At 44.6% G+C, this 22,533-nt stretch carries 19 protein-coding genes; 11 read left to right on the top strand and 8 right to left on the bottom strand.

The genetic code is table 11. From position 1 onward, the window contains the following. Positions 1–2: 2 nt before the first annotated feature. From WCM76_10605 to WCM76_10585, 5 genes are all read right to left on the bottom strand, one after another. The gene (locus tag WCM76_10605; GenBank protein ID MEI6766084.1) at positions 3–434 is read right to left on the bottom strand and encodes an SRPBCC domain-containing protein; all 432 of its coding nucleotides are present in this window, start codon (positions 432–434) and stop codon (positions 3–5) included. A gap of 19 nt (positions 435–453) precedes the next feature. Further along, a complete protein-coding gene (locus WCM76_10600) occupies positions 454–897 on the bottom strand; it encodes a VOC family protein (GenBank protein MEI6766083.1) in 444 nt (147 codons plus the stop codon). Between the two features lie 137 nt (positions 898–1,034). Next, positions 1,035–1,541: a VOC family protein gene (locus WCM76_10595; protein MEI6766082.1), complete on the bottom strand. Its 507-nt coding sequence runs from the start codon at positions 1,539–1,541 to the stop codon at positions 1,035–1,037. Positions 1,542–1,603: 62 nt separating this feature from the next. Then, positions 1,604–2,281, bottom strand: coding sequence for an isoprenylcysteine carboxylmethyltransferase family protein (locus tag WCM76_10590; GenBank protein ID MEI6766081.1), 678 nt, complete (start codon positions 2,279–2,281; stop codon positions 1,604–1,606). Positions 2,282–2,435: 154 nt separating this feature from the next. Beyond that, the gene (locus tag WCM76_10585; GenBank protein ID MEI6766080.1) at positions 2,436–3,032 is read right to left on the bottom strand and encodes an LEA type 2 family protein; all 597 of its coding nucleotides are present in this window, start codon (positions 3,030–3,032) and stop codon (positions 2,436–2,438) included. Positions 3,033–3,355: 323 nt separating this feature from the next. Between WCM76_10585 and WCM76_10580 the strand changes: the two genes are divergently transcribed. From WCM76_10580 to WCM76_10565, 4 genes are read left to right on the top strand one after another with little or no spacing between them, the layout of a single operon-like run. Beyond that, positions 3,356–3,958 carry a TetR/AcrR family transcriptional regulator gene (locus WCM76_10580; protein ID MEI6766079.1) on the top strand — a complete coding sequence of 201 codons (603 nt, stop codon included), beginning with the start codon at positions 3,356–3,358 and terminating at the stop codon, positions 3,956–3,958. A 38-nt stretch (positions 3,959–3,996) separates the two neighbouring features. After that, complete coding sequence (locus WCM76_10575) at positions 3,997–5,337, top strand: TolC family protein (protein ID MEI6766078.1); 1,341 nt, start codon at positions 3,997–3,999, stop codon at positions 5,335–5,337. A gap of 6 nt (positions 5,338–5,343) precedes the next feature. Further along, positions 5,344–6,405, top strand: coding sequence for an efflux RND transporter periplasmic adaptor subunit (locus WCM76_10570; GenBank protein ID MEI6766077.1), 1,062 nt, complete (start codon positions 5,344–5,346; stop codon positions 6,403–6,405). Positions 6,406–6,415: 10 nt separating this feature from the next. Continuing rightward, positions 6,416–9,571: an efflux RND transporter permease subunit gene (locus WCM76_10565; GenBank protein ID MEI6766076.1), complete on the top strand. Its 3,156-nt coding sequence runs from the start codon at positions 6,416–6,418 to the stop codon at positions 9,569–9,571. A 54-nt stretch (positions 9,572–9,625) separates the two neighbouring features. Here the strand turns inward: WCM76_10565 and WCM76_10560 are convergent, their stop codons facing one another. Continuing rightward, the gene (locus WCM76_10560) at positions 9,626–10,429 is read right to left on the bottom strand and encodes an enoyl-ACP reductase (GenBank protein ID MEI6766075.1); all 804 of its coding nucleotides are present in this window, start codon (positions 10,427–10,429) and stop codon (positions 9,626–9,628) included. Positions 10,430–10,687: 258 nt separating this feature from the next. After that, the gene (locus tag WCM76_10555) at positions 10,688–12,187 is read right to left on the bottom strand and encodes a glycine-rich protein (protein ID MEI6766074.1); all 1,500 of its coding nucleotides are present in this window, start codon (positions 12,185–12,187) and stop codon (positions 10,688–10,690) included. Between the two features lie 219 nt (positions 12,188–12,406). On the opposite strand from WCM76_10555, the gene WCM76_10550 reads away from it, so the two are divergent. The 5 genes from WCM76_10550 (at position 12,407) to WCM76_10530 (ending at position 18,851) form a co-directional block, all read left to right on the top strand. After that, positions 12,407–12,853, top strand: coding sequence for a MarR family transcriptional regulator (locus WCM76_10550; GenBank protein ID MEI6766073.1), 447 nt, complete (start codon positions 12,407–12,409; stop codon positions 12,851–12,853). A 32-nt stretch (positions 12,854–12,885) separates the two neighbouring features. After that, a complete protein-coding gene (locus tag WCM76_10545; GenBank protein MEI6766072.1) occupies positions 12,886–13,908 on the top strand; it encodes an HlyD family secretion protein in 1,023 nt (340 codons plus the stop codon). 110 nt (positions 13,909–14,018) lie between these two features. Continuing rightward, a complete protein-coding gene (locus WCM76_10540; protein MEI6766071.1) occupies positions 14,019–15,530 on the top strand; it encodes a DHA2 family efflux MFS transporter permease subunit in 1,512 nt (503 codons plus the stop codon). Continuing rightward, positions 15,527–16,867, top strand: a complete 1,341-nt coding sequence (locus WCM76_10535) for a TolC family protein (GenBank protein ID MEI6766070.1) — start codon at positions 15,527–15,529, stop codon at positions 16,865–16,867. Before WCM76_10540 ends, WCM76_10535 begins: the two co-directional genes overlap by 4 nt. Before the next feature lie 358 nt (positions 16,868–17,225). After that, entirely contained in the window at positions 17,226–18,851 is a 1,626-nt protein-coding gene (locus WCM76_10530) for a choice-of-anchor J domain-containing protein (GenBank protein ID MEI6766069.1), read from the top strand. 216 nt (positions 18,852–19,067) lie between these two features. Here the strand turns inward: WCM76_10530 and WCM76_10525 are convergent, their stop codons facing one another. Then, positions 19,068–19,781: a hypothetical protein gene (locus WCM76_10525; GenBank protein ID MEI6766068.1), complete on the bottom strand. Its 714-nt coding sequence runs from the start codon at positions 19,779–19,781 to the stop codon at positions 19,068–19,070. A gap of 860 nt (positions 19,782–20,641) precedes the next feature. On the opposite strand from WCM76_10525, the gene WCM76_10520 reads away from it, so the two are divergent. Both WCM76_10520 and WCM76_10515 read left to right on the top strand, forming a co-directional pair. After that, positions 20,642–21,886 carry a site-specific integrase gene (locus tag WCM76_10520; GenBank protein ID MEI6766067.1) on the top strand — a complete coding sequence of 415 codons (1,245 nt, stop codon included), beginning with the start codon at positions 20,642–20,644 and terminating at the stop codon, positions 21,884–21,886. A gap of 35 nt (positions 21,887–21,921) precedes the next feature. Beyond that, positions 21,922–22,533: hypothetical protein (locus tag WCM76_10515; protein MEI6766066.1), on the top strand; the 612-nt coding region annotated here is incomplete at its 3' end.

The raw sequence follows: 22,533 nt of genomic DNA, 5'->3' as shown, positions 1-22,533 counted from the left end.
GATTATTCTTTATTAAGTTCCGTATGCTTTTTTAATTTATCCAGGATGGCCTGCCAGCCTCCTCTTTGCAAATCTATTGTATTTTCGGTTTCTGCTTCAAAAACTTCAAAGATATGAGTTTTATTGCCGTAAGAAGTGAAGTCGATTGATACATTTCGTCCATCATCCAGCGTATAGACTAATTTTTTATTAGGAATGACCGTTGAATAAGTGCCGCAAAAATCAAAGCCCGCACTGCCATCAATTGCCTCCATTCTGAAACTGAATCTGCCGCCTTCGCGGATGTCGTTCACTGCAGCCAGCGTATGCCAGTCGTCGGAGGCGTTGTGCCATATTATAATATCTTCAGGTGTGGTCCAGCGCTTCCACACCATTCCTACAGGTGCATTTACTGTTGCCTCAACAGAAATTTTTATTTTTTCTGAAGCGTCCATAAGATATGTATGTATTTCGTCAGCTGACCTTCTCGGAACAGTTGAACATCCAGTTTACACCAAACTTATCTGTGCAGCTTCCGTAATAAGCCTCCCAGAATGTCACTTGCAAATCCATCGAAATTTTACCACCTTCAGATAATGCGTCGAACAGGCGTTTTGTCTCTGCACGGGTATCGGGGTCGAGGCAGATATGAACATTATTCCCGTTGACAACATTGAATCCCAAAGATTCGGGAGCATCGGTTCCCATCAACTTAAAGCCATTGAGTATGGGCAGTTCGATATGCATGATAAGATTCTTATCGGAATCGGCCAGTGGCGGTCGATTTGGCATAGGAGGCATTTCGCCAAAACGTGCTATCCCGCCACCGCTGAATTCGCCGCCAAATATTGATTTATAGAAATTGAATACTGCCTCGGTATTACGGGGAAAGTTCAGATAGACACTCACGCTTGCCATATTTTTTTATATTAATGATTAGATGGCAAAGTTAAAGGTGCGGATGATGGTTTTGCAAGTGTATGAAACTGATTTATACGTGCAATATAATAAATCAGGAAGATGATTTACGGTACAAGATATTTTGAAAATTGATTCTAATTGTATGTTGGTTCATACAGTTCAATTTTATTTCCTTCTATGTCCATAATGTGCACAAACTTTCCGTAGTCATAAGTTTCGATTGTATCCAGTATCGTTACGCCGTCTTTTTTGAGTTGTGCAACCATTCCGATAAGATTTTCAACCGTGTAATTAATCATGAATTCTTTGTTTGATGGGCTGAAATAGTCGGTCGTTTCAGAAAACGGACTCCATTGTATGCCGCCTTTTTTTGCTGTGTCGGCTGCAAGCGGCCATTCAAAACGTGCGCCGTATGCGTCGGTGTCGAAACCCAGATGTTTTTTATACCAGTCTCTGACTTTCCCGGAATCTTTGCATTTGAAAAAGATGCCGCCTATACCGGTCACTTTGACAGATGAGGGCATTTTATATGATTGATGACAGTCCGTTCTGCCGTCGCACTGTCTGATGATGTGGCCATGATATAAATATCCAAGCATAAATGAAAGCGCGAATCCTGCAATTATAAGTATTTTTCTCATCTTTTTAGATTTTCCGAAGGCACAACAATAACATGTTGTTTAAGGTTTTTATGACTACTCAGTTACCATACGCAGGGTATCAGCCGGTACCTGACTGTTTTGCAATAATCGCTGTATTTATCCAGCTCCTGACTCAGTGCTTTTTCTTCGTCAATACATCTCATTGCCAGTACCAGAATCATGAAGGGCACTGCGATAATCCCATACAGGGATCCGAGTGCCAGTGGTGTAAAAATGAAAAGCAGCAGGGCTGCGGAGTACATCGGATGCCTGACGAGTGCATACGGTCCGTCGGTAATCACGCTTTGATTCTGTTGCACTTCTATGGTTGCGCTTAAAAAAGTATTCTTTCTGAAGACAATGAACAACAGCGCCATGGTAACTATCAGCATAATGTCAGAAGCAATCCACACAGCTTCTGGCAAAGATGACCATTGATAGCGGTGGTCAAAGCCGGCAACGATGTACATTCCGATGAAACCAATGGAGGCAAAACCCTGAATGATTTTTTGGGCTGTTCGCTTTTCGGCTGTCGTACCTACTTTCAGTCTGCTTTGCAGAAGCCTTTTATCATTAATGAAAATATAAACTGTAATGACGGTTACTCCACCAAAAAAAACGGAGAGATAAAGCCATCCCTGAAGAAAGTGAAAAGTACCTGCGGGCCAGAAGATGCAGGCACTCATAATCACAAACAGATTGAGCATTCCGAGGAAGCTTTTTATCGCAAGGTTTTTCATTTGCTTAAACGTTTAACTTATAACTCATCTGCCAGTGGGCGGACTCAACGACCGAAACTCAGCGACCGTGGCATTTTTACTATTGTCTTTTATCCAACGCCTATTGTCTATTATCTTTTTTTGACTCTCGACTCACGACTTGCGACTCACGACTTCACTGCGAAGTATATTCTGTCTTTATCTTAATCCATCCGGGATAGGAGATGGCTGAATTTCCGACCATGATAGTTGGTTTTGCTTTTAAAGTGAATCGTGTAGGTTCATTCCCCGATCCGGCAAGGTTAAGTCCGAAGTTAATCAGGCTTTTTGCCGATTGGGTGCTTAGCACATCTTTTAGGTCGCAGCTTATCTTAACCGGAAGTGTTGACACAGATCCAGGTGCAACTTCCACACGCTGCACCGTAGTTCCGCTCACCATGTCGATATCGTCTATCTGCATAATCCATTCAAGTTTGTTCAGAGCGGCTTTTTCGGCGTTCGGATTTTTAATGTTAACATTCAGAGTGAGGTTGAGCGGTAGTGAACCACCGGCAACTGATGCGAGCAGTTTGGCGGCATCGGCCCATCCAAGGTCGGTATAGTTTGCTATTCTCTGCACATCAACACCGGCAAGGTCAAGGTCTTTCACCGTATCTAATTTGAATTCACACTTTAAAAATGTTTTCAACTCCTTGATTTGCCTGCATGATGCGAGAAAAATAATGAATGTAATCAGAAAGAGGATGTTTGATTTTGTCGGTCTGATATTCATGACTCTTGAGATTTAATGTTGATTAATGCCCGCTGTTTTGCAAATATCGTGCAAGCAACTGAAATAGCAAATTTATAGTCACAATTTGGAAATTTTCCATAAAAGCATACCCTATGGTATGTTGATGATTTGAGCAAATATTAATATTGCCGGAGTCAGTAGAAATATTTTGTAATTGATATTTTAAAATGCTTATAAATAATGGAATACAGATGATATGGTCTTTGAACTAACATAAGTTGTCGAAAAAAATATTTTAAAGAAAATTTTGCGAAAATGGAAATAGTGCTACTTTTGCATACCCATCGGTATGTTTAAACATTATGGCTGAAACAAAAGAAAAATTGCTGACCCTCGCCTTTATGGAGTTCCTGAAACGCCCATACAGGGAAGTTACGCTTGAGCAACTTGTCAAGGAGCTTGGCCTCACCAAAGGGGCGTTCTATCACAATTTTGAGAGCAAGCAAGATCTGTTTGTGAAGGTGGTGGATATGTACCTCGACAGTTTTGATGATATGTATGAGCGTTCGTATAATGCTACCCTGCCCTTGGTTGAGAACATTATGGAGGTTGTTCAAATCAGCATTGAACGTATGACACAGCTTAAAGAAGCTGTTCCTGAGGATGTGGACGAACTGAATTTTTTCGGCTTCATCATGGATGCCATGAAGTACTATCCGGGTTTTAAGCGTAAAATGGCAGGCATCCACAAGAATAAAGAAATGGCACTGTATGTCCGTTTTATAAATGAGGCAAAGTGTAACAAAGATATACGCGTATCCGTCGATAGCTTGCTGCTTGCCGCAACATTCATGCATTTGTTTGATGGCATTGCCATGGGCGAATATCTGAAAGGCAAGAACGGTGATGTGCTGAGCTCAATACGAAATTCGCTGGAGTTCATATGCGATCTGGCCGCGAAATGAAGAAAATGGTTGATTAAAATTATTTGAAAGGAGTTTTGATGATGAGAAGATTTTTAAGTGTATGGATGATGATACTGCTGCTTGGGCCGCATACATCCATGGCGCAGAAGGTCGTTCAGCTTGACCTGAAGCAGTGTATTACCATGGCGCTCGACAACGATCAGCGCGTGAAAATTTCTGAACTTGAGCAGCAGCGTCTCAAATACCAGCGCAATCAGTCTATTGGGATGGGCGTTCCGCAAATCAGCGCAAGCGGCTCATTTCAGGATTTTCTGAAACTGCCGACTCAGCTTATTCCAGGCGAATTCTTCGGTCAGCCCGGAACGCTGATACCGGTGCAGTTTGGAACCAATTATAATATGTCGGGCGGTGTTCAGGTATCACAGCTTATCTACAATCAGAGTTTTCTGGTGTCATTGCAGATAGGCAAACGTATGCTGGAAGCCAGTCAGCTTGATATGGAAAAGAACAGACAGGCTGTTGTTTCTGATGTTTCACAGCTTTATTATCTTGCGCTGCTCACTAAGATGCAGGTGAATTATATGGACGAAAATCTTGGCAAGCTCGATAGTCTTGCCGTCATCACAAAGGTGCATTTCGATAAAGGTTTTATTAAAAAAACGGATTACGACCGCCTGAATGTGAACCGCACCAACCTGCAGTCAGAAATTGATAATCTGGAAATCATGTTCAGTCAACAACTCAGTATGCTCAAATATTTTGCAGGGCTGAACCCTGAAGACTCACTGAAACTTACCGAATCAATTTTTAACGAGCGCCCGTTTACCGCACCCGGCCTTGATCTGGAAAATCATATCAGCCTGCGCATGCTCGATAAGCAAAAGGATATGCTGTCGTTGCAGATGAGCCTCACACGGGCGCATTGCCTGCCAAGTCTTGCGGCATTCGGCGATTTCAGCTACAACAATCAGCAGAATGATTTTAATAAATTATTCAATGATAAAAAGGGCTGGCTCGGAACCTCCGTTATAGGGCTTTCGCTGAATGTTCCTATATTCAGTGGTATGCAGAAGTATTATCAGCTTAAGCAAACAAAGGTACAGATGCGCGAACTCAGCCTTACGCGCGACGAGTCAAAAAAGCTGATTGGCATCGATGTGCAGAATGCGACACATAAATTGCAGGGTTATAAAGCTTCGGCCGAAAGCCAGAAAGCAAATGTTGATCTCGCCGCTGAAGTATACAAGGTGGTATCAGATCAATACCGTCAGGGCATTACGCCGCTCACCGACCTTCTCAGTGCCGAATCGTCGCTGATAGCCGCTCAGAGCGGATACACGCAAGCCATCGTGCAGGTGCGGCTTGCCGAAATTGAACTATATAAAGCCAGTGGAAATTTGTTGAACATCATAAAATAATCTGTCATGCGTAAAAGAATAATAATCATTGTTATCATTGTGATAGTGGCCGCAGGTCTCGTCGCCAAATTATATCTGAATAAAAAGCAAATCGATGCCGACGCCAAACCACGCGAAATTAAGGTGAGTGTGCCTGTGGTGGTGGCCGAAGTGAAAGAAGCAAACCTCGATAATAGTTTTTCCGTTACCGGAACCTTTTCGCCCGCTCATGAAATTACCATCATTTCTCAGGCACAGGGGAAAATTGTAAATGTGAATTTTGAGAACGGAGACTTCATGAAAGAGGGCGCTGTTCTTGCATCATGCGATGTAGAATTGCTCAATGCCCAGAAAGCGCTTGCGGAAGCAAATTTCGATAAATGTAAGAACGACCTCAAGAAGTTCGAAGACATGATTAAGAGCAATGCCGTTACCCAGCAGCAGGTCGAAGAAATGCGCCTCGCATATATCAATGCTCAGACAAATCTGGTTACAGTGAACAAGCAGCTTGAGTATGCCGTGATGCGTGCTCCTTTCAGTGGCTATATTACAAAAAAGTTCGTGGAAAAAGGCGGTATGATGATGCCCGGAACTCCCGTTGCAGAGATGATAGACATCAGCACGCTGAAATTTATGGCCAACGTTGCCGAAACAGATGTTATGAAAATTCAAAAGAACCAGACCGTAAGCATCAGTGCTGAGATTTTTGGCGGAACGGCCTACGACGGAAAAATTAAAGTCATTGGCATGAAAGCCGATGATGCCCGTCGTTACCCGGTTGAGGTTGAAGTACGGAACAATATGAAGCAGTTCATAAAATCAGGCATGTTTGGTACCGCGTTTTTTAAATGCGAAGGCTCGCATACGGCTTTGCTGATTCCGCGCACCGCGCTGGTGGGAAGCATCAAGGAGGCATCGGTGTTTGTAATTGAAAACGACAAATCATTGAAACGTTCTATTCGTGTTGGCTCCGTATCGGAGGCGAATATTGAGGTGCTTGACGGGCTGAAAGCCGGCGAAAAAGTTGTGATAGCCGGTCAAATCAACCTGAATGATAATACATCCGTAAGAATTACGAATTCCAAATAATTGTTGCATTATGAACATTACAGAATTAGCCATAAAACGTCCGTCACTTATTGTTGTGATTTTTGCCGTCCTCACTTTTCTGGGTGTGATCAGCTATCGCTCCCTGAATTATGAGCTGCTGCCCAAGTTCTCGCAGCCCGTGCTTGTCACGGTTACGGCCTATCCGGGTGCTTCGCCTTCTGAAGTGGAAGATGCCGTTACCAAGAATATTGAAGATGCCGTTTCTTCGCTGGAACAGATTGATAATATACAGTCAACATCATACGAAGGCGTTTCCGTTTCGGTCATTATATTTAATAGTTCTGCCGATATGACCAAGGCGCTTCAGAACTGTCAGCTCAAACTGAATAATATCAGCGAAGCATTACCGAAAGATGTGCGCAAGCCGATGATCTTTAATTTTTCTATGGACGACATGCCCATTATGCGCATGGGTATCACGGCCGATGGTTCGTCTACTGATTTGTATGATATTGTGAAGCAGAAAATCCGTCCTACCCTGTCAACACTCGAAGGTGTATCTCAGGTAGAACTCATAGGTGGCGAAGAACGCGAAATCCGCATCAGCGTGAATGACGAAAAACTGGAAGCGCACGGATTGTCAATTCTTCAGGTCACCAGCGCGGTGCAGGCTTCCAATCTCGATTTCCCGACAGGGAAAATTAAAGATGAAGACAAACAGGTAATCATTCGCCTTGCCGGAAAATATTCCGATATCGAAAAGCTGAAAAACCTTGTAATTACCAACGACCGCACCGGCAGTCCGGTGAAACTCCGCGATATTGCCGATGTTACCGATACCAAGAAAGATGTCAAAAATATATACCGTATCAACGGCGTAAATTCGCTGGGCATCAATCTTTACAAACAGCCCGACGGCAATGAGGTCAAGGTAAGTCAAAAAGTGCGTGAACAAATAAAAAAGATTGAAGAAACCTATAAGGATATCAATCTTAAAGTGCTCATTGCAAATGATACTTCAGACTTTACGCTGACATCTGCCAATGCTGTACAGAAAGATTTGCTGCTTGCTATTATTCTCGTTGCTGCAGTTATGCTCGTGTTCCTGCACAGTCTGCGCAATTCCTTCATAGTAATGGTGGCAATTCCTGCATCGCTCATCTCCACATTCATCGGCATGAGCCTGCTGAATTTCTCTCTGAACATTATTTCTATGGTAGCCATGTCGCTCGTTATCGGGATTCTTGTTGACGACAGTATTGTTGTGCTGGAGAATATTTACCGGCACCTTGAAATGGGTAAGAAGCGACGGCAGGCTGCCATTGACGGGCGAAACGAAATAAACTACACAGCCCTTTCGATTACAATGGTCGATGTGGTGGTGTTTCTGCCCATAGCTGTGATTACAAGTATGATATCGGGAATGCTGCGTCAGTTCACACTTGTGGTTGTTATTTCTACATTGTTGAGTCTGTTCGTTTCATTCACGCTCACACCCTTGCTTGCATCACGCTTTGCGAAAATTGAAAAGTACCGTAAAGGCTCCCTGCTCGAAAGGCTTACTTCCTGGTTTGAAGGCGGCATGAAAAGTCTCACCAATGGTTATGGCCGCTTGCTTGGATGGTCGCTGCGGCACAAAGCCGTTATCCTCATCGGCGCTACGGTACTGCTGTTTTCCTCACTGCTGCTTCCTGCCATGGGTTTCATCGGCTCGGAGTTCATCAGTCTGGGCGACCGGGGCGAGGTAATCATTCAGCTTGAACGCTCTAAAGATGCCACCATAGAACAAACCAACCGCAGCACCCTCGATGCCGAACATCTCATCATGAAGAAACCTGAGGTAAGCAGCGTGTTCTCTACCGTTGGTATTACATCCGGATTTGACGCGGGTGCAGGCAATGCCTATAAGTCGGAGATTTATGTCAAAATGGTGGAGAAAGAAAAGCGCAACATTACGGCCGACCAGTTTGCATGGCAGCTTAAAGAAGAACTGTCGAATAAACTCACAGGTGTGAAAGTGCGTTCAACCATTGTATCGCTGCTGGGAACATCGGATATGGATCCTATTCAACTGGTACTTGCCGGAAACGATCTGGATACACTGATGCGGTATGCGAATCAGGTGATGGAAGAAGTGAAGAAAGTGCCCGGTACAGCTGAAGTGAAGCTGACCGTTGAAGATGGAAATCCTGAAATCAGCGTGCAGATTGACCGCGATAAAATGGCGCAGTACGGACTGAGTATGGCCATTGTTGGGGTAACGATGCAGAATGCCTTTACGGGAAATACCGATTCTAAATTCCGTCAGGGAACGAATGAGTATGATATCAACATCACCCTTGATCAGTTCGACAAACAAAACATCAACGACATCGCGAACCTCGGCTTCATGAATCCTATGGGGCAGATTATTCGCCTCAATCAGTTCGCTGTGCTCAAACCATCTACAGGAACGACTGTGCTGCAGCGATACAACCGTGTTTCATCGGTTACGGTCAGCTCGCAGGTGGTCGGACGACCGGTTGGTTCGGTTGGGGAAGACATCATCAAGCGACTCGATAAACAGGTGAAACTTCCGTCGAATGTCGCACTGATAAAAGAGGGCGACCTGAAATATCAGGCAGAAGCTTTTGACAGCATGCTGCTCGCTTTTCTGGCATCCATACTGTTCGTGTATCTGATTATGGTTGCACTCTACGACTCTTATGTGTATCCGTTCGTGGTATTGTTTTCGATACCGCTTGCCATCGTCGGTGCCTTGTTTGCACTGGCACTTGCCAAACAATCACTCACCATTTTCTCGATACTCGGTATCATCATGTTGGTTGGACTTGTAGGTAAGAATGCGATTCTTATTGTGGACTTCACCAACCAGATGAGGGCCGAAGGAATGGCTGTGAAAGACGCACTGATTCAGGCAGGCCGCGTACGTCTGCGTCCTATTCTCATGACAACTTTCTCTATGATTTTCGGTATGATGCCGATAGCGCTTGCTTCAGGTGCCGGTTCTGAATGGAAAAACGGCATTGCCATTGCACTCATCGGCGGACTCATAAGTTCACTGCTCCTCACACTTCTGGTGGTGCCCGTCATCTATACCTTATTTGATAAGATGATTGCACGATTCAGCAGGAAAAAGTCAATAGTTAATAGTGAAGAACTGAAAACTATTAGCGAAGAATCACAGGCTGGCGCGCGTTTGTAACGCGTGCCACCACCATATTTATCGAAGAGGTTTCTCAATGCGCTGCGGCTTTTTTTAATCCATGTAACGCTTCATAGCGCGCTCGCTCATACCCATGCTGGAGAATCCGCCGTCGTGGAAAATATTCTGCATCGTCACTTTTTTGGTGAGGTCTGAGAATAAGGTGATGCAGTAATTTGCACAGTCTTCGGCGTCGGCATTGCCAAGCGGCGACATGCGCTCGGTGTAATCGAGCAAACCGTCAATTCCCTTGACACCCGCACCGGCGGTGGTAATGGTAGGCGACTGAGAAACCGTGTTGATTCTTACGTTGCGATGCCTTCCGTAAATGTATCCGAAGCTGCGGGCAATGGATTCCAGCAACGCTTTTGCATCAGCCATATCGTTATAATTATGAAGCGTGCGCTGCGATGCAATATAGGATAAGGCAACGATAGAGCCCCATTCATTGATGGCATCCAGCTTATAGGCGCTTTGTATGATTTTATGAAAAGAAATAGCAGAGATATCAATTGTTTTCATGAAGAAATTATAATCAATATCTTCATACGGACGACCTTTGCGCACATTCATCGACATGCCTATTGAGTGCAGCACAAAATCTATCTTTCCGCCAAAATGGTCCATCGTCTTTTTATAAACCATCTCGATGTCGGCAACGCTGGTTGCATCGGCAGGAATTACTATAGTATTACATTTTTCGGCAAGCTGATTAAGCGTCCCTAATTTTATTGCGGCAGGCGTATTCGACAGGGTGAATTCTGCACCTGCTTCGTGTGCTTTCTCGGCAATTTTCCAAGCAATGGAAAGGTCGTTGAGCGCCCCGAAAATAATTCCTTTTTTACCTTTTAATAGCATAATACTGTTTTTTGATTCATACCTTGTTACTTCCGGCTTGACCGGAACCATCGCTCTTTCTTAAAACCTGAATTGCAATAATGTCAAAAGCTGTTCAATCTGTTCCCGGCAAATGCAGCAGATGTGTTGAGCGCAGAATGTAGATGAATTTCTGCATAGTAAAGAATGGTGGCAGGTGCCACGTGTTTATTTGCACGGATAAACCTTTGCAAAATTACCCTAATATAAGGTTGCAGAATGATGATTTATGTCAGATGTTTACCAGCTTATGGTTACGCTTCCGTTACCGGTATTGGTTCCTGCGTTGGTTGAAGCATTGGTACTTCCGGGGTATGATACCCAGCTCGAACCGCCGGCACCACTGGAGGTATATCCGCCACCGCCTCCGTAGTAGCCGCCACCGCCACCGCCTCCGATACACATCGATGAGGTGGGTGCTGCATCGCCACCCGTACCAAGGGCTCCGGCTCCGGCGTAGACACCGTTATAAACACCGGCAAGTCCGCCGCCTGTCTGGGTGCCGCCTGTAGGTGCCGTTCCATAAGGAGCGACTCCGGGACCTCCCGTTAGACCTCCTCCCGTGCCGCCCACTCTGCCACTGTATCCCGATCCGCCGCCCCCGGCAGCAACAATGATGCGGTCAGTTAAACTGGTTGAAGTACGTACGTCGGAAGCGCCGCCACCGCCCCAGCCGTCATTGGTTCCTCCTCCACAGGGTAATGCATTCACGGCTCCTCCGCCGTTAAAACCTCCGCTTCCGGCTCCCGGACGTGTGGTGGGCTGTCCGCCCACATAGATATATAATGTTGCTCCGCCGGTTACGGGTATGGTTGCTATAGCCTGCCCGCCGTTTCCTCCGATGGGGCCGCCTCCCTGTGCTCCGTTAGCTGTGACTGTGATGGACGACACACAGGTGGGAACGGTCCAGGTTTGTACGGAGCCTGTATAACTAAAGCCGGTACTGCCCGGTGAGCAGTTCGTTACGGTAATTTGATGTGTAGTGGTGCCCGACACGCAACCGTTCTGCGTTACGGTGAGCGTAACATCAAATGTGCCTCCGCTGCTCCATGTCACCGACGGGTTTTGTACCGTGCTGCTTGCCGGATTCCCGTTCTGGAATGTCCAGCTGTAGGATGCTCCCGAAAGGGCAGGCGTAAAAACAGCAGCATTTCCCGTGCCGGGATAAGGCGGGTTCCAGGTAAATGCCGAGCTGACAGGACCTGTGATTACAGCGTTGGTTGTGGCAGGTACACTGTTGCAATTCACCACGGATACTACCGAATAGCTTCCCGAATTTGCAGACGTTACATTGCTGATAGATGGGTTCTGCAGGGTAGACGTAAATCCGTTCGGACCTGACCATGAATAGGTGGCAAAAGGAACCGTGCTCGCCGTAAGGTTTAAGGTAGATCCTGCGCAGAGGGGACCGTTATTCCCGGCAAGGGGAGCCGCCGGTGCAATACAGTTTCCGCACCATTCATACCATCCGTTGTTACGGAAAAAATTAAAACATTTAGTGTCGGTATTAAAGATGGTGAGGCCTTCGGCAGGAGCTGTGATGGCATTTCGCTCGGCGGTTGTCATACGGCTTATAAGCACTCCCTTGGTATTGCTGTTTACATCAAGCATGGACGACGGGTCGGCCTGGCTTCCCGATGTATTTACCGCAACACCCTGTGCATTCAGCACAGAACTGCCACAAAGCAGCATGACAGCTACGAATACAATTCCTGACAAACAACCTGCAAAATGTTTCATGATGGTTTATTAAATGATTCAAACGACGAACACAGCGTACAGCCTGTGCACAGTCAAAAATACAATAAAATCTCTAATATGGACGGACGGCGCAGAATGGCAGGACGAAAATGCTCATTATCATTGAATAATTCACCGGCGTTAGAATTTCTTTGAGTCAATGTATTGTTATGACAAATAATAGTTATAGTTTTGTAACAATTATCAAAAAGTAACTTTATGAAAAGCGTTCAGCTACGGGATGTTTCTGAGAATCTCTTCTCGTTGAAACATATGTTCTTTAAAGTTTTCGGAAAGCCCGTGCAATTTAATTCTAAGATTACGCCTCTGGCATATTTCATTTTACAGCAATTGCGTGATCAGCCAACATTGTCGATGACCGAAATCAGCAATAAGCTCGGTATTCCCAAACCGAATGTTACCGTTCTTGTTGATAAGCTTATCGTGCAGAAACTTGCTGAGAGAATCTCCGATAAAACCGACAGAAGGATTGTTATGATTAAGCTGACAAAAAAGGGTTCGGGCTTTCTGGACACTTCGCGAAAGAAATATCATACACAGGTTGCTGACAAGCTGAGCTTACTGCCGGAAAAGGAACAGAAAAATTTTGCAGATGCTCTTACAACAATCAAAAATACCCTGACGGTTTTAGAAAATATCGGTTGAAACAATTGTAGTTAATGATAAACAGTAGAGAAATGGAAAATACAACGGAATCAGGAAAAGGCAAGCGCAAAAAAATATTAATTTATATTCCTCTGGCGCTGATTTGTGCCGCTGTAATAGTGGCCGGCATACTTTGGTACCGCGACTATGCCAGATATATTTCAACTGACGACGCACTGGTGGATGCAGATTACATTGCGGTAAGCCCAAAGATAACAGGGCGCATTCTGAATGTTTTTGTCGATGAAGGCGATTCGGTGAAGCAGGGCGAATTGCTCGTTGTGCTCGACAGCAATGATCTGTTATCGCAAAAATGCCAGGCCATTGCGGCGAAAGAGCAGGCACGCGCCGGTATTGCTCAGGCTGAAGCCAGATATAATCTTGATCAGCAGAGCATCAAAGTACAGGAAATAAATGTTGCCAAAGCTCAGGAAGATTATGACCGGGCTAAAATTCAATTCCAGAGTGACGTCATCTCCAAAGAACAGTATGATCATATCAAGAAAGTATGGGAAGGCGCCAAAGCTCAGCTTGAATTTTCGAAATCACAGGTCGACGTTTCAAAATCGCAGATTGCAATTGTAAATGCAACGGTTGCGAGTGCCGATGCCCAAATCAGAGTCATTGAAACAAATCTTAAGAATACCAGAATTTACGCAAGCATCGACGGGGTTGTTGCAAAGCGCTGGCTGCTTCCGGGCGAAGTGGTTCAGACAGGGCAGGCCGTTCTGACGGTTGTAAACAACAAGAAATTCTGGGTCAATGTGTATCTCGAAGAAACCAATATCGGAGAGGTACATCTTGATCAGAAAACAAGATTCAGTATTGACGCGTTTCACGGTGTAATGTTCACCGGAAAGATTATCTCCATCGGGTCAAATACCGCTTCGCAGTTCTCATTGATTCCTCCTTCTAATGCATCAGGAAATTTCACCAAAGTTACGCAGCGTATTCCCATAAAAATTTCTATCGAAGGAACCGAAAACGGAATCGATCCCAAATCATTTAACTTCATGGCAGGTATGTCGGCAGTGGTTCATATCATTAAGGATTAATCATGGCGAAGGTTACCCCACTGCACAGGATTCGAAGGAGAATCAGAACCCGGAACTCATCATACCATCCACAGAATATCAATTACAAATGGTGGGTGCTTGCCAATATCATGCTTGGTACTTTCATGGCTGTGCTCGATGCAACCATTGTCAATGTGGGCATTCCGAAGATTATGTCTTCATTCGGTGTCGGGCTCGACAGCATTGAGTGGGTCATCACCGGTTATATGCTTGCCCTCGCTGTGATGCTTCCGACATCGGCCTGGCTGGCCGACAGGTTCGGATATAAACGAATGTACTTCATAGGCTTGTTTGTGTTTACGTTTGGCTCTTTCCTCTGCGGAATATCGGTCAACGAAAATATGCTGATTATTTCGAGAATCATTCAGGGATTGGGTGGAGGTGCTATTCAGCCCCTGGGAATGGCAATTATTTCCCGTGAATTTCCGCCGAAACAAAGAGGTATGGCGCTTGGTTTCTGGGCTATCGCGGCAGCGGCTTCCGTATCATTCGGTCCGATGATCGGCGGATACCTTGTCGATAATTTCAGCTGGCAGTGGATCTTCAACGTGAATTTACCGATAGGCGTGCTTGGGCTGATTGCAACTGTTCTGATACAGCGGGAATACGTCAATAAAAAAGCACGCAGGTTTGATGTTGCCGGATTCATCTCCATAGTTATTTTTCTGCCGCTTACCCTTTTTGCCCTTTCAAAAGGCAATGCCGCCACCAATTCACAAGGATGGTCGGCACCCTACATTCTGCTTTGTTTTGCCATCGCTCTCATCGCGCTTGCCGTCTTTATTACGGCAGAGCTCACTGTGAAAGAACCTCTCATCGACCTGCGGCTGCTGCAGAACAGAAATTTCGGACTCTGTGTGCTCATCATTCTTATTTTCGGGATGGGAATGTTCGGAAGTACTTTTTTGCTGCCCTTATACCTGCAGAATTCGCTTGGATATACGGCCCTGCAGGCGGGTTCTGTTTTCCTGCCGGTGGGTATAATTCAGGGAATACTGTCACCTGTTTCAGGAAGAATGGCCGACCGCATCAATGGTAAAATTCCGGTGGTGGTCGGAATCATATTATTTGCCATCAGCTTTTATCTGAATTCGTTTTTATCATACCTCACCGAACATGATTTCATCATGCTGCCGCTGTATTTAAGAGGGCTGGGAATGGGAATGCTGTTCACGCCGCTCAATTCAATGGGCCTGGCAAAACTGCCGCGCGAAAAAATGGCACAGGCTTCGGGGCTTCTGAATACTACCCGGCAGTTGGGCGGAAGTCTGGGTGTGGCTTTGTTCGCAACGCTGCTCACCGCCAGGGTGAGTTTTCATTCGCAGGTGTATAATGAATCTGTTCAAAGCCGTTCGCCTGAATTTTCAAACGTTGACCAGAACCTTAAAAACGAAATCAGGCACTTTGCCGGAAGTTCAAATGCCGATGCCGCCAAACAAAGCAGGGTAGCCATCGTTTCCTTTGTTAATAAACAAGCGTTTATACAGGGCGTCGACGACGATTTCCTGCTTGCCTCCGGTCTCACACTGCTGGGGCTGATTCCTGTATTTTTTCTGAAGGCCGATAAAAAGAAAAATTCCGTAAAACCATTGAAGACATGAGATATCTGCTTAACATGGTCATGACGATCATTTTTGCTGCAATTGTTTTTGCGCACATCAGCCCGTTAAAGGCGCAAAACACAAGTGGCTCACCACTGCAAACCGGCGATTCGATAACGCTTGATAAATACATCAGTGCGGTGGTGGAAAATCACCCGGCAGTGAAAGAAGCTGAAGAAGCACTGAACGCTGCGGGAATGCGCATCAGGCTGGCACAGTCGGGATTTTTGCCGAATCTCGACCTCAGTGCTTCGTATTCGCATATTGGTCCTGTTTCTTCAATAGATATTCCTGTGTTCGGTTCTATTCAATTGTATCCCGAAAATAATTATTCGGCTGCCGTAAATCTGAAGCAGAGTATTTATGATTTCGGGCGTACTTCAAAAGAAGTGGCATTTCAGAAGGAGAGCAGGAACATGGTGTCCATCAGTCTTGATGAGGCAAGGCAAAAACTTTCGATGGCCGCCATCACCAATTATTTTACTCTGGTGTATCTGCAGCAGGCTGTCGCCATTAAGAACGAACAGTTGAAAACCCTGCAGGAACATCTTGATTTCATCAATAAAAAAAATGAAACCGGTTCATCGACCAAATATGAAATCTTGACTACCGAAGTGAAAATTTCGGCCGTGCAGAGCCAGCTTACAGATATTGAAATAGCCGTCAGCAATCAGCATGCCGTGATGAACAGCCTGCTGGGATTGCCTGAAAATACTGCCTGCGCCGTGAAACCGGATTTGAACATTAAGGAATACACCGTGAATCCCGATTCCATGGTGGCCTTTGCGCTCAATCGCAGGAATGAAATGAGGAATGCTTCTGAGAAAATCACGCTGGCCGAGCTTCATTATAAAATTGAACGTACAAAATACTATCCCGTCATCAGTCTGTATGCTTCGGGAGGCGGCAAAAACGGATACATCCCCGACATGAATAAATGGACGTTCAACTATGTTGCCGGCGTCGGGCTGAACATTCCTTTGTTCGACGGATCAAGAACCCTCAATAATATTAAACTTGCCGGGTCTTCCATAACTACAAGCAGGCTTGACAAAGAGATTCAAGGCAGAGCAATTGCGGGTGAGGTCATTGAGAACAAAAATAATCTTGCTGCATCGAACAGGAAAATATCGCAGTTTGAAATGCAGCTTAAACAGGCAGAGCAGGCGTATTCGCTGGCGCAGATTAATTATGCTGCCGGAGCCATTACCAACCTCGACCTGCTCGATGCGAGCACTCAGGTTGCCGAAAGCCGCCTCCTGCTGCTCAAGGCAAGAATAGACGGTATCATGAACGTCTATAAACTTAAATATGCACTGGGTGATAAGCTTTACTAAGGAAACACCGGGCAACCCGATTGCAATTGTTATTCCTGACATTTCGCTGACAATGACTCCTTCCTTTACCTCTCATAAGGGGGATGTAAGAAGTAATTTTTTATATTTGTGCCGCAGGCATTGTGAACCCCCACCTCTTGATTATAATTGCTAAAAACCAAAATTTCAAATGCCCGATTTCCCGTTTTAAGCGATTTAGGTATTTGATGTGAACTTCGATAATTTAAATTATTTTCGCGACTGTTAATTTTTATATTTGTACATAATTATTGTTGCTCAATTTACACAACTTAAATTTCAAGTGTAGCAACATCACATTGTTTATTGAAAAAAATGATTCTCACAAACAAACAGCAAAATGAAAACTAAGAAAACACGTCTCAGCCTTGTAATGGCCATGATAATTATGGCAATGTTCAATTTAACACAGGTAAAAGCCCAGGGCTTTACAGAAAATTTTGACGCAATCAGTAATCTGACTGTCGGCGGATGGGCCATGGTCAATGCAAGCGTTCCTGTTGGAACTACCACATGGTCACAAGGCCCGAGCGTATCAGGTGGTGGCCCGTTTGACGCTTATAACGGCGCTGCCGATGCTTATATCAGTGCAAATTATAACAGTACCGGAACAACCGGAACCATCAGTACCTGGCTGCTTACACCAAACCTGACCCTGAAGAATGGTGACGTATTAACCTTTTATACCCGCAAGCCAAGTCCGGATTCTTATGCTGATCGTCTGGAAATAAGAATGAGTGCAAACGGAGCAAGCACTGATGTTGGTACTGGTCTTACTGTCGGTGATTTCTCAACCTTGCTTTTAAGTGTTAATCCAACGCTGGTGCTGGGTGTTTACCCCACAACATGGACGCAATTCACCGTTACTGTTTCCGGCTTATCTGCGCCAACCTCAGGTCGTTTGGCATTTCGCTACTTTGTAACTTCAGGAGGTAGTTCTGGCTCTAATTCAGATTTTATTGGGTTAGATAATGTAGTTTATACCCCTTATGTGTGTCCTGCCTTCACCTTAACAAGCGGAGGTTCGTTAACAGGCGGAGCAGCCGGCGTTGCTTATAATGGGGCCATCACTCAAACCGGCGCATTGGGCACCCCGACGTTTACAATAACGGCAGGCGCCCTTCCTCCGGGCTTAATTCTGGCTACAGACGGAAGCATTACCGGAACACCAACTGCAACCGGAACATTTAATTTCACGGTTACCGTAAGTGATATGAGCGGGTGTACGGGATCACAATCATATAGCCTTACTATTGTCTGCGGCCCAAATCCAACTTCGTTAAACGGTTTACCGGCGCTGTGCTCAAATGATTCCCCCATCACGCTTACCGAGGGATTACCCGCCGGTGGTAATTATTTCGGGACAGGTGTCACAGGCAACACCTTCAATCCGGCTGTGGGATCGCAACTAATAACCTATGAATATACGGATGCCTATGCCTGCTATTATACCACCAATGCAAATATTACAGTTAATACTGCCCCGGTAGTTACTCAGGCTCCGTTAAGTACAATCTGCATAACGGGCGCACCCTTCATGCTTTCGGGTGGCTCGCCGGCAGGAGGAACTTATTCGGGAACAGGTGTTAATACCAACATATTCGACCCGGCAACCGCGGGTCTGGGAACATTTCCGATTACCTATACCTATTCCGATGGAACTTGTTCGGCCACTGCCATTGAAAATATTACTGTTGATGCATGCACCGGAATTGATGATGTTGCCGGAGTAAACTTCAGTGTTTATCCTAATCCCGGCAACGGACAGTTTAATCTGATACCCGGTCACGGACAAACGCTGACAAATATTCGCATTACAGACATTAACGGAAGACTCGTTTTCTCATGTACGGATGAAATCACCAATCCGGTAATGATTGATCTTTCAAACGAAGAAAATGGAGTTTATCTGCTGAAAGGAATGTTGAACGGACAATTCATTTCATCGCATTTCATCAAACAATAATACAGGCATTACGAATAATGGCAGTATCTGTTAAGGAGGTACTGCCATTATTTTTATCAGGATATTCCGACAAAGCCGCAACAGCCATATAATTCCACTTTCGTGAGATTTGTTGTCGGGGCAGGAGCAAGGGCATAGAAATGACATGAGAACGGCAACGTTCCGTTCTGATTACTGTATCATATTGAGCTGTTGCATGTCACTTCGGTATACGTATTAGTATTTGAGCCGGGCGATGAGTTGTGCTTCGCTGGATTGAAGACCATACTCCGATTTCACATATGCCTTGATCCGTTTCACCCGTTCATCGAGTTCTTTATACAGCGCGATGCGTTGCAGCCGTTCGGTCTGCAGGAGCTGTATGGCCAGCGAAACATTATTATTCAGAGTACCGAGCAGCTGTGCATGTGCCTGAAGTGATGCTACCTTGAGGGCATCGTTCGCGGGAACGTATCCTGTGAACTGCGACAGGCAATTGATGATATCATTGAAGAACTGGGTAACGGAACCGTATGAGCGTTCCGACTGGCTGATGGTTTTTGAGGCATCGGTATTCGCGGGGTCAGATACCGGAGCCGTGTGTCTGAGAGGTCTCATCCGGCGGATGATAATGTCGAGGGTTGAAAGTTCACGGGAGGGTTTTCCGTATTGAGATTCTACGGCTCCCCTTATCGCGGGAATCAGCCGTTCAACGGAACCGTCCTTCTTTCGGAAGGCGGCGGCCCGCGCCTCTGTCGCCTGCAGGTAGTTCTCCAGCCTCACTATCTCCGAGGCGTTTGCTGCATAAATTTTGTTTACCAGAGTGGTCATTTCTCCCACACTCTCCTCAACGCGGGGCGGATTGAAATTGGTGAAGCCGTTGATATACGTTACGAGACTCTGACCTTTAAGAAGCTGTGCTCCGAACGATTTGGCGGTGTTTGCTGTCATAGTTTTATGTTTTTTGATTTATTTGATTTTTTCTGAATTGCACTTAGACTTTCAAATTTTGTACAAAACACCCCTGAAATTTTAAATATTATCTTATATTGTTTATTATTAAGCAGTTTGAGAAGCTGCAGGAGGGCGCTGGCATGCCATGAAAGCCCCATTTATTTCCATTTTTGGGAATACGCTTTCCCAAAATAGTACCCGTCAAGGCACGTTAAGAGGTGCTTGGGGTTAGTTTTTTTTTGCACAAGCCTGTGCGTCTTTTGCAGAAGCCCCTGCGTTTTTTACACAGGCCCGTGCGTTATTTACAGAAGCCCCTGTGTCATTTGCAGAAGCCCGTGCGTCATTTACAGAAGCCCGTGCGTCATTTGCAGAAGCCCCTGCGTCTTTTGCAGAAGCCCGTGCGTCATTTGCAGAAGCCTGTGCGTCTTTTGCAGAAGGTCGTGCAGCGTTTTTTCAAGCTCGTGCAGTCTTTGCACAAGCCCGTGTGCGGAGTGAGTGAGGAAAATGGGGGGGTGATTCCGGTCTCGCCTCTGGCGAGACGACCCTGTGATTCCGGTCTCGCCTCTGGCGAGACGACCCTGTGATTCCGGCGCGATTTCCGCCGGTCGGCGGATAAACTTCTCATCGCGCAATAAATTCATCAAGAGTGGGAGAGTGATTCCGGTCTCGCCTCTGGCGAGACGACCCTGTGATTCCGGCGCGATTCGAACGCGCGACCCACAGCTTAGAAGGCTGTTGGTTATATCTTAGCGTATCTTAGTAATTGTTAGTAAATGTTAGTAAATCAGTAATATAAAATTTTATGATTATGTATTTACTATGCTTATTTAGGCTATTTTTGTACAAATGTTTAAACCATGTTTAAACCAGAAATTACTAAAATGAGCGCCAATTCATCAATTAAGGTTTTGTTGTACACATCGAAGGTACTAAAAAACGGTGAAAGTCCGATTATGTTGCGCATTATTAAAAATCGCAAACCTAAATATGTCTCAATCGGATACTCCTGTGATAAGCAACTGTGGGACTTTACAGCAGAACGACCAAAGAAAACACACCCCAATAAATTAAGGTTGGATATATATATAGGTCGTAAAATTAATGAGGTTCAAAAGACCTTGCTGGAATTCGAAGATAAGTCAGAGAGTTTTTCTGCTGAAACCGTGACGAGAAGAATCAAATCAAAAAGCACTAATATTGACCTATACAGTTTCATAGACAAGATAGTAAAAGAAGAAAAAAAAGCGGATAAAGTAGGAAACGCCGGGGTATACTCACAAACAAAGAGTATGTTGAAAAAATTCACACGGAAGGAAATGTTGTATTTCACGGATATCACGGTTTCTTTTATTAAGAGGTATGAGAATTTTTTCAGAGTAAACGGTGCAAAGGAAATTTCAATTTCCTATTACATGCGAACATTGCGATCTGTTATAAACAGAGCAATTTCAGAAGGCCATTGTGATAAGAGTATTTATCCGTTCAATGATTACAAAATATCCTCATTAAGTACAAAAACGGTAAAGCGTGCTATAACAAAAGCAGAAATTAAAAAAATAATTGACCTTGATTATGTCGAGGGCTCACGATTATTCCATTCCAAAAATTATTTTCTTTTTAGCTACTATACTATGGGCATGAATTTCGTAGACATGGCAAAGTTGAAATGGAGCGATATCAATAATGGGCGGCTAAAATATATTCGTACAAAAACAAACAAATCATACGATGTTGGTCTGTTATCTCCGGCGCAAGAAATTCTTAATCATTATAAAAAGGTCATTTACCAAAATGGCGGAGATTATATTTTCCCTATTCTATCTGATTTCCATGATACTTCAATAAGAATTCAAAACCGTGTGCATAAAGTGATCGGGCAAACAGATAAGGATTTAAAAACAATTGCAAAAGATGCCGGAATTGAAATAAATTTGACTACTTATGTTGCACGTCATACCTTTGCAACAGTCCTTAAAAGAAGCGGTGTCCCGGTCGCGGTTATTAGCGAAGGAATGGGACACACGAGTGAAAAGACAACGCACATCTATCTTGATAGCTTTGATAATTCAGTGATAGATGCCGCAAATCAAAACCTGATTTAATAACAAAAACAAGCAAGAACTTAAATTACATTATCATGGCTGATGCGAATAAAAGTAACAAAGTCTTTGAAAATACTTTCAATGCTGAGTTTAATGATATAAAAAACGATTTCAACGAGGATCTGAAAACGGCCAAAGCGGATTGGCTGGTCTCCCATTATAAACAACTGATGAGCCAAAAACTGATTGGACTTTATGAGGGCGAATTTGGAGACCTAATCGCAATCAACTATTTTAAAAGAGAAATGATACATGATTTTGATGAGTACTTTTTTAGAAAGGCGATTACTCCTAGTTTTACAGATTTTGTTATTGAGATAAAGGAAATTCAAAAGAGGCATTTGGAAGCGAAAATAAAATCAGACTTTGAGCCAGAATACATAAATACTTCCAAAGAAGTTGATTGGGCAAACCTTTGTGCAAAGCACAGGGCTTATAAAGAATTCTGTCTATTCCTCGACAAACGCGATAAGACTGACGATAGGATCACAGGTAAACTAAGTAAGGAAGAATTAGAAGCATACTTCATGCAGCTTACAGACTTTCAATTACCAAACAAATCAAGGAAATTAATATTGACAAATAACGAGGTTCTGGATATTCCGCACATAGTAGTCCACTCATTCCGCGGCAAACTGGTCCACCAA

Source organism: Bacteroidota bacterium (genome assembly GCA_037133915.1).
Lineage (GTDB): Bacteria > Bacteroidota > Bacteroidia > Bacteroidales > CAIWKO01 > JBAXND01.
This window is presented reverse-complemented; position numbering and strand designations above follow the sequence as displayed.

What these genes read in the sequence shown, in the direction of transcription:
- WCM76_10520 (MEI6766067.1), top strand. Translation starts at nt 20,642, where the DNA reads ATGTTTAAACCAGAAATTACTAAAATGAGCGCCAATTCATCAATTAAG.
- WCM76_10605 (MEI6766084.1), bottom strand. Translation starts at nt 434, where the DNA reads ATGGACGCTTCAGAAAAAATAAAAATTTCTGTTGAGGCAACAGTAAAT.
- WCM76_10545 (MEI6766072.1), top strand. Translation starts at nt 12,886, where the DNA reads ATGGAAAATACAACGGAATCAGGAAAAGGCAAGCGCAAAAAAATATTA.
- WCM76_10585 (MEI6766080.1), bottom strand. Translation starts at nt 3,032, where the DNA reads ATGAATATCAGACCGACAAAATCAAACATCCTCTTTCTGATTACATTC.
- WCM76_10525 (MEI6766068.1), bottom strand. Translation starts at nt 19,781, where the DNA reads ATGACAGCAAACACCGCCAAATCGTTCGGAGCACAGCTTCTTAAAGGT.
- WCM76_10560 (MEI6766075.1), bottom strand. Translation starts at nt 10,429, where the DNA reads ATGCTATTAAAAGGTAAAAAAGGAATTATTTTCGGGGCGCTCAACGAC.
- WCM76_10530 (MEI6766069.1), top strand. Translation starts at nt 17,226, where the DNA reads ATGAAAACTAAGAAAACACGTCTCAGCCTTGTAATGGCCATGATAATT.
- WCM76_10580 (MEI6766079.1), top strand. Translation starts at nt 3,356, where the DNA reads ATGGCTGAAACAAAAGAAAAATTGCTGACCCTCGCCTTTATGGAGTTC.
- WCM76_10575 (MEI6766078.1), top strand. Translation starts at nt 3,997, where the DNA reads ATGATGAGAAGATTTTTAAGTGTATGGATGATGATACTGCTGCTTGGG.
- WCM76_10565 (MEI6766076.1), top strand. Translation starts at nt 6,416, where the DNA reads ATGAACATTACAGAATTAGCCATAAAACGTCCGTCACTTATTGTTGTG.
- WCM76_10590 (MEI6766081.1), bottom strand. Translation starts at nt 2,281, where the DNA reads ATGAAAAACCTTGCGATAAAAAGCTTCCTCGGAATGCTCAATCTGTTT.
- WCM76_10600 (MEI6766083.1), bottom strand. Translation starts at nt 897, where the DNA reads ATGGCAAGCGTGAGTGTCTATCTGAACTTTCCCCGTAATACCGAGGCA.
- WCM76_10595 (MEI6766082.1), bottom strand. Translation starts at nt 1,541, where the DNA reads ATGAGAAAAATACTTATAATTGCAGGATTCGCGCTTTCATTTATGCTT.
- WCM76_10540 (MEI6766071.1), top strand. Translation starts at nt 14,019, where the DNA reads ATGCTTGGTACTTTCATGGCTGTGCTCGATGCAACCATTGTCAATGTG.
- WCM76_10570 (MEI6766077.1), top strand. Translation starts at nt 5,344, where the DNA reads ATGCGTAAAAGAATAATAATCATTGTTATCATTGTGATAGTGGCCGCA.
- WCM76_10555 (MEI6766074.1), bottom strand. Translation starts at nt 12,187, where the DNA reads ATGAAACATTTTGCAGGTTGTTTGTCAGGAATTGTATTCGTAGCTGTC.
- WCM76_10535 (MEI6766070.1), top strand. Translation starts at nt 15,527, where the DNA reads ATGAGATATCTGCTTAACATGGTCATGACGATCATTTTTGCTGCAATT.
- WCM76_10550 (MEI6766073.1), top strand. Translation starts at nt 12,407, where the DNA reads ATGAAAAGCGTTCAGCTACGGGATGTTTCTGAGAATCTCTTCTCGTTG.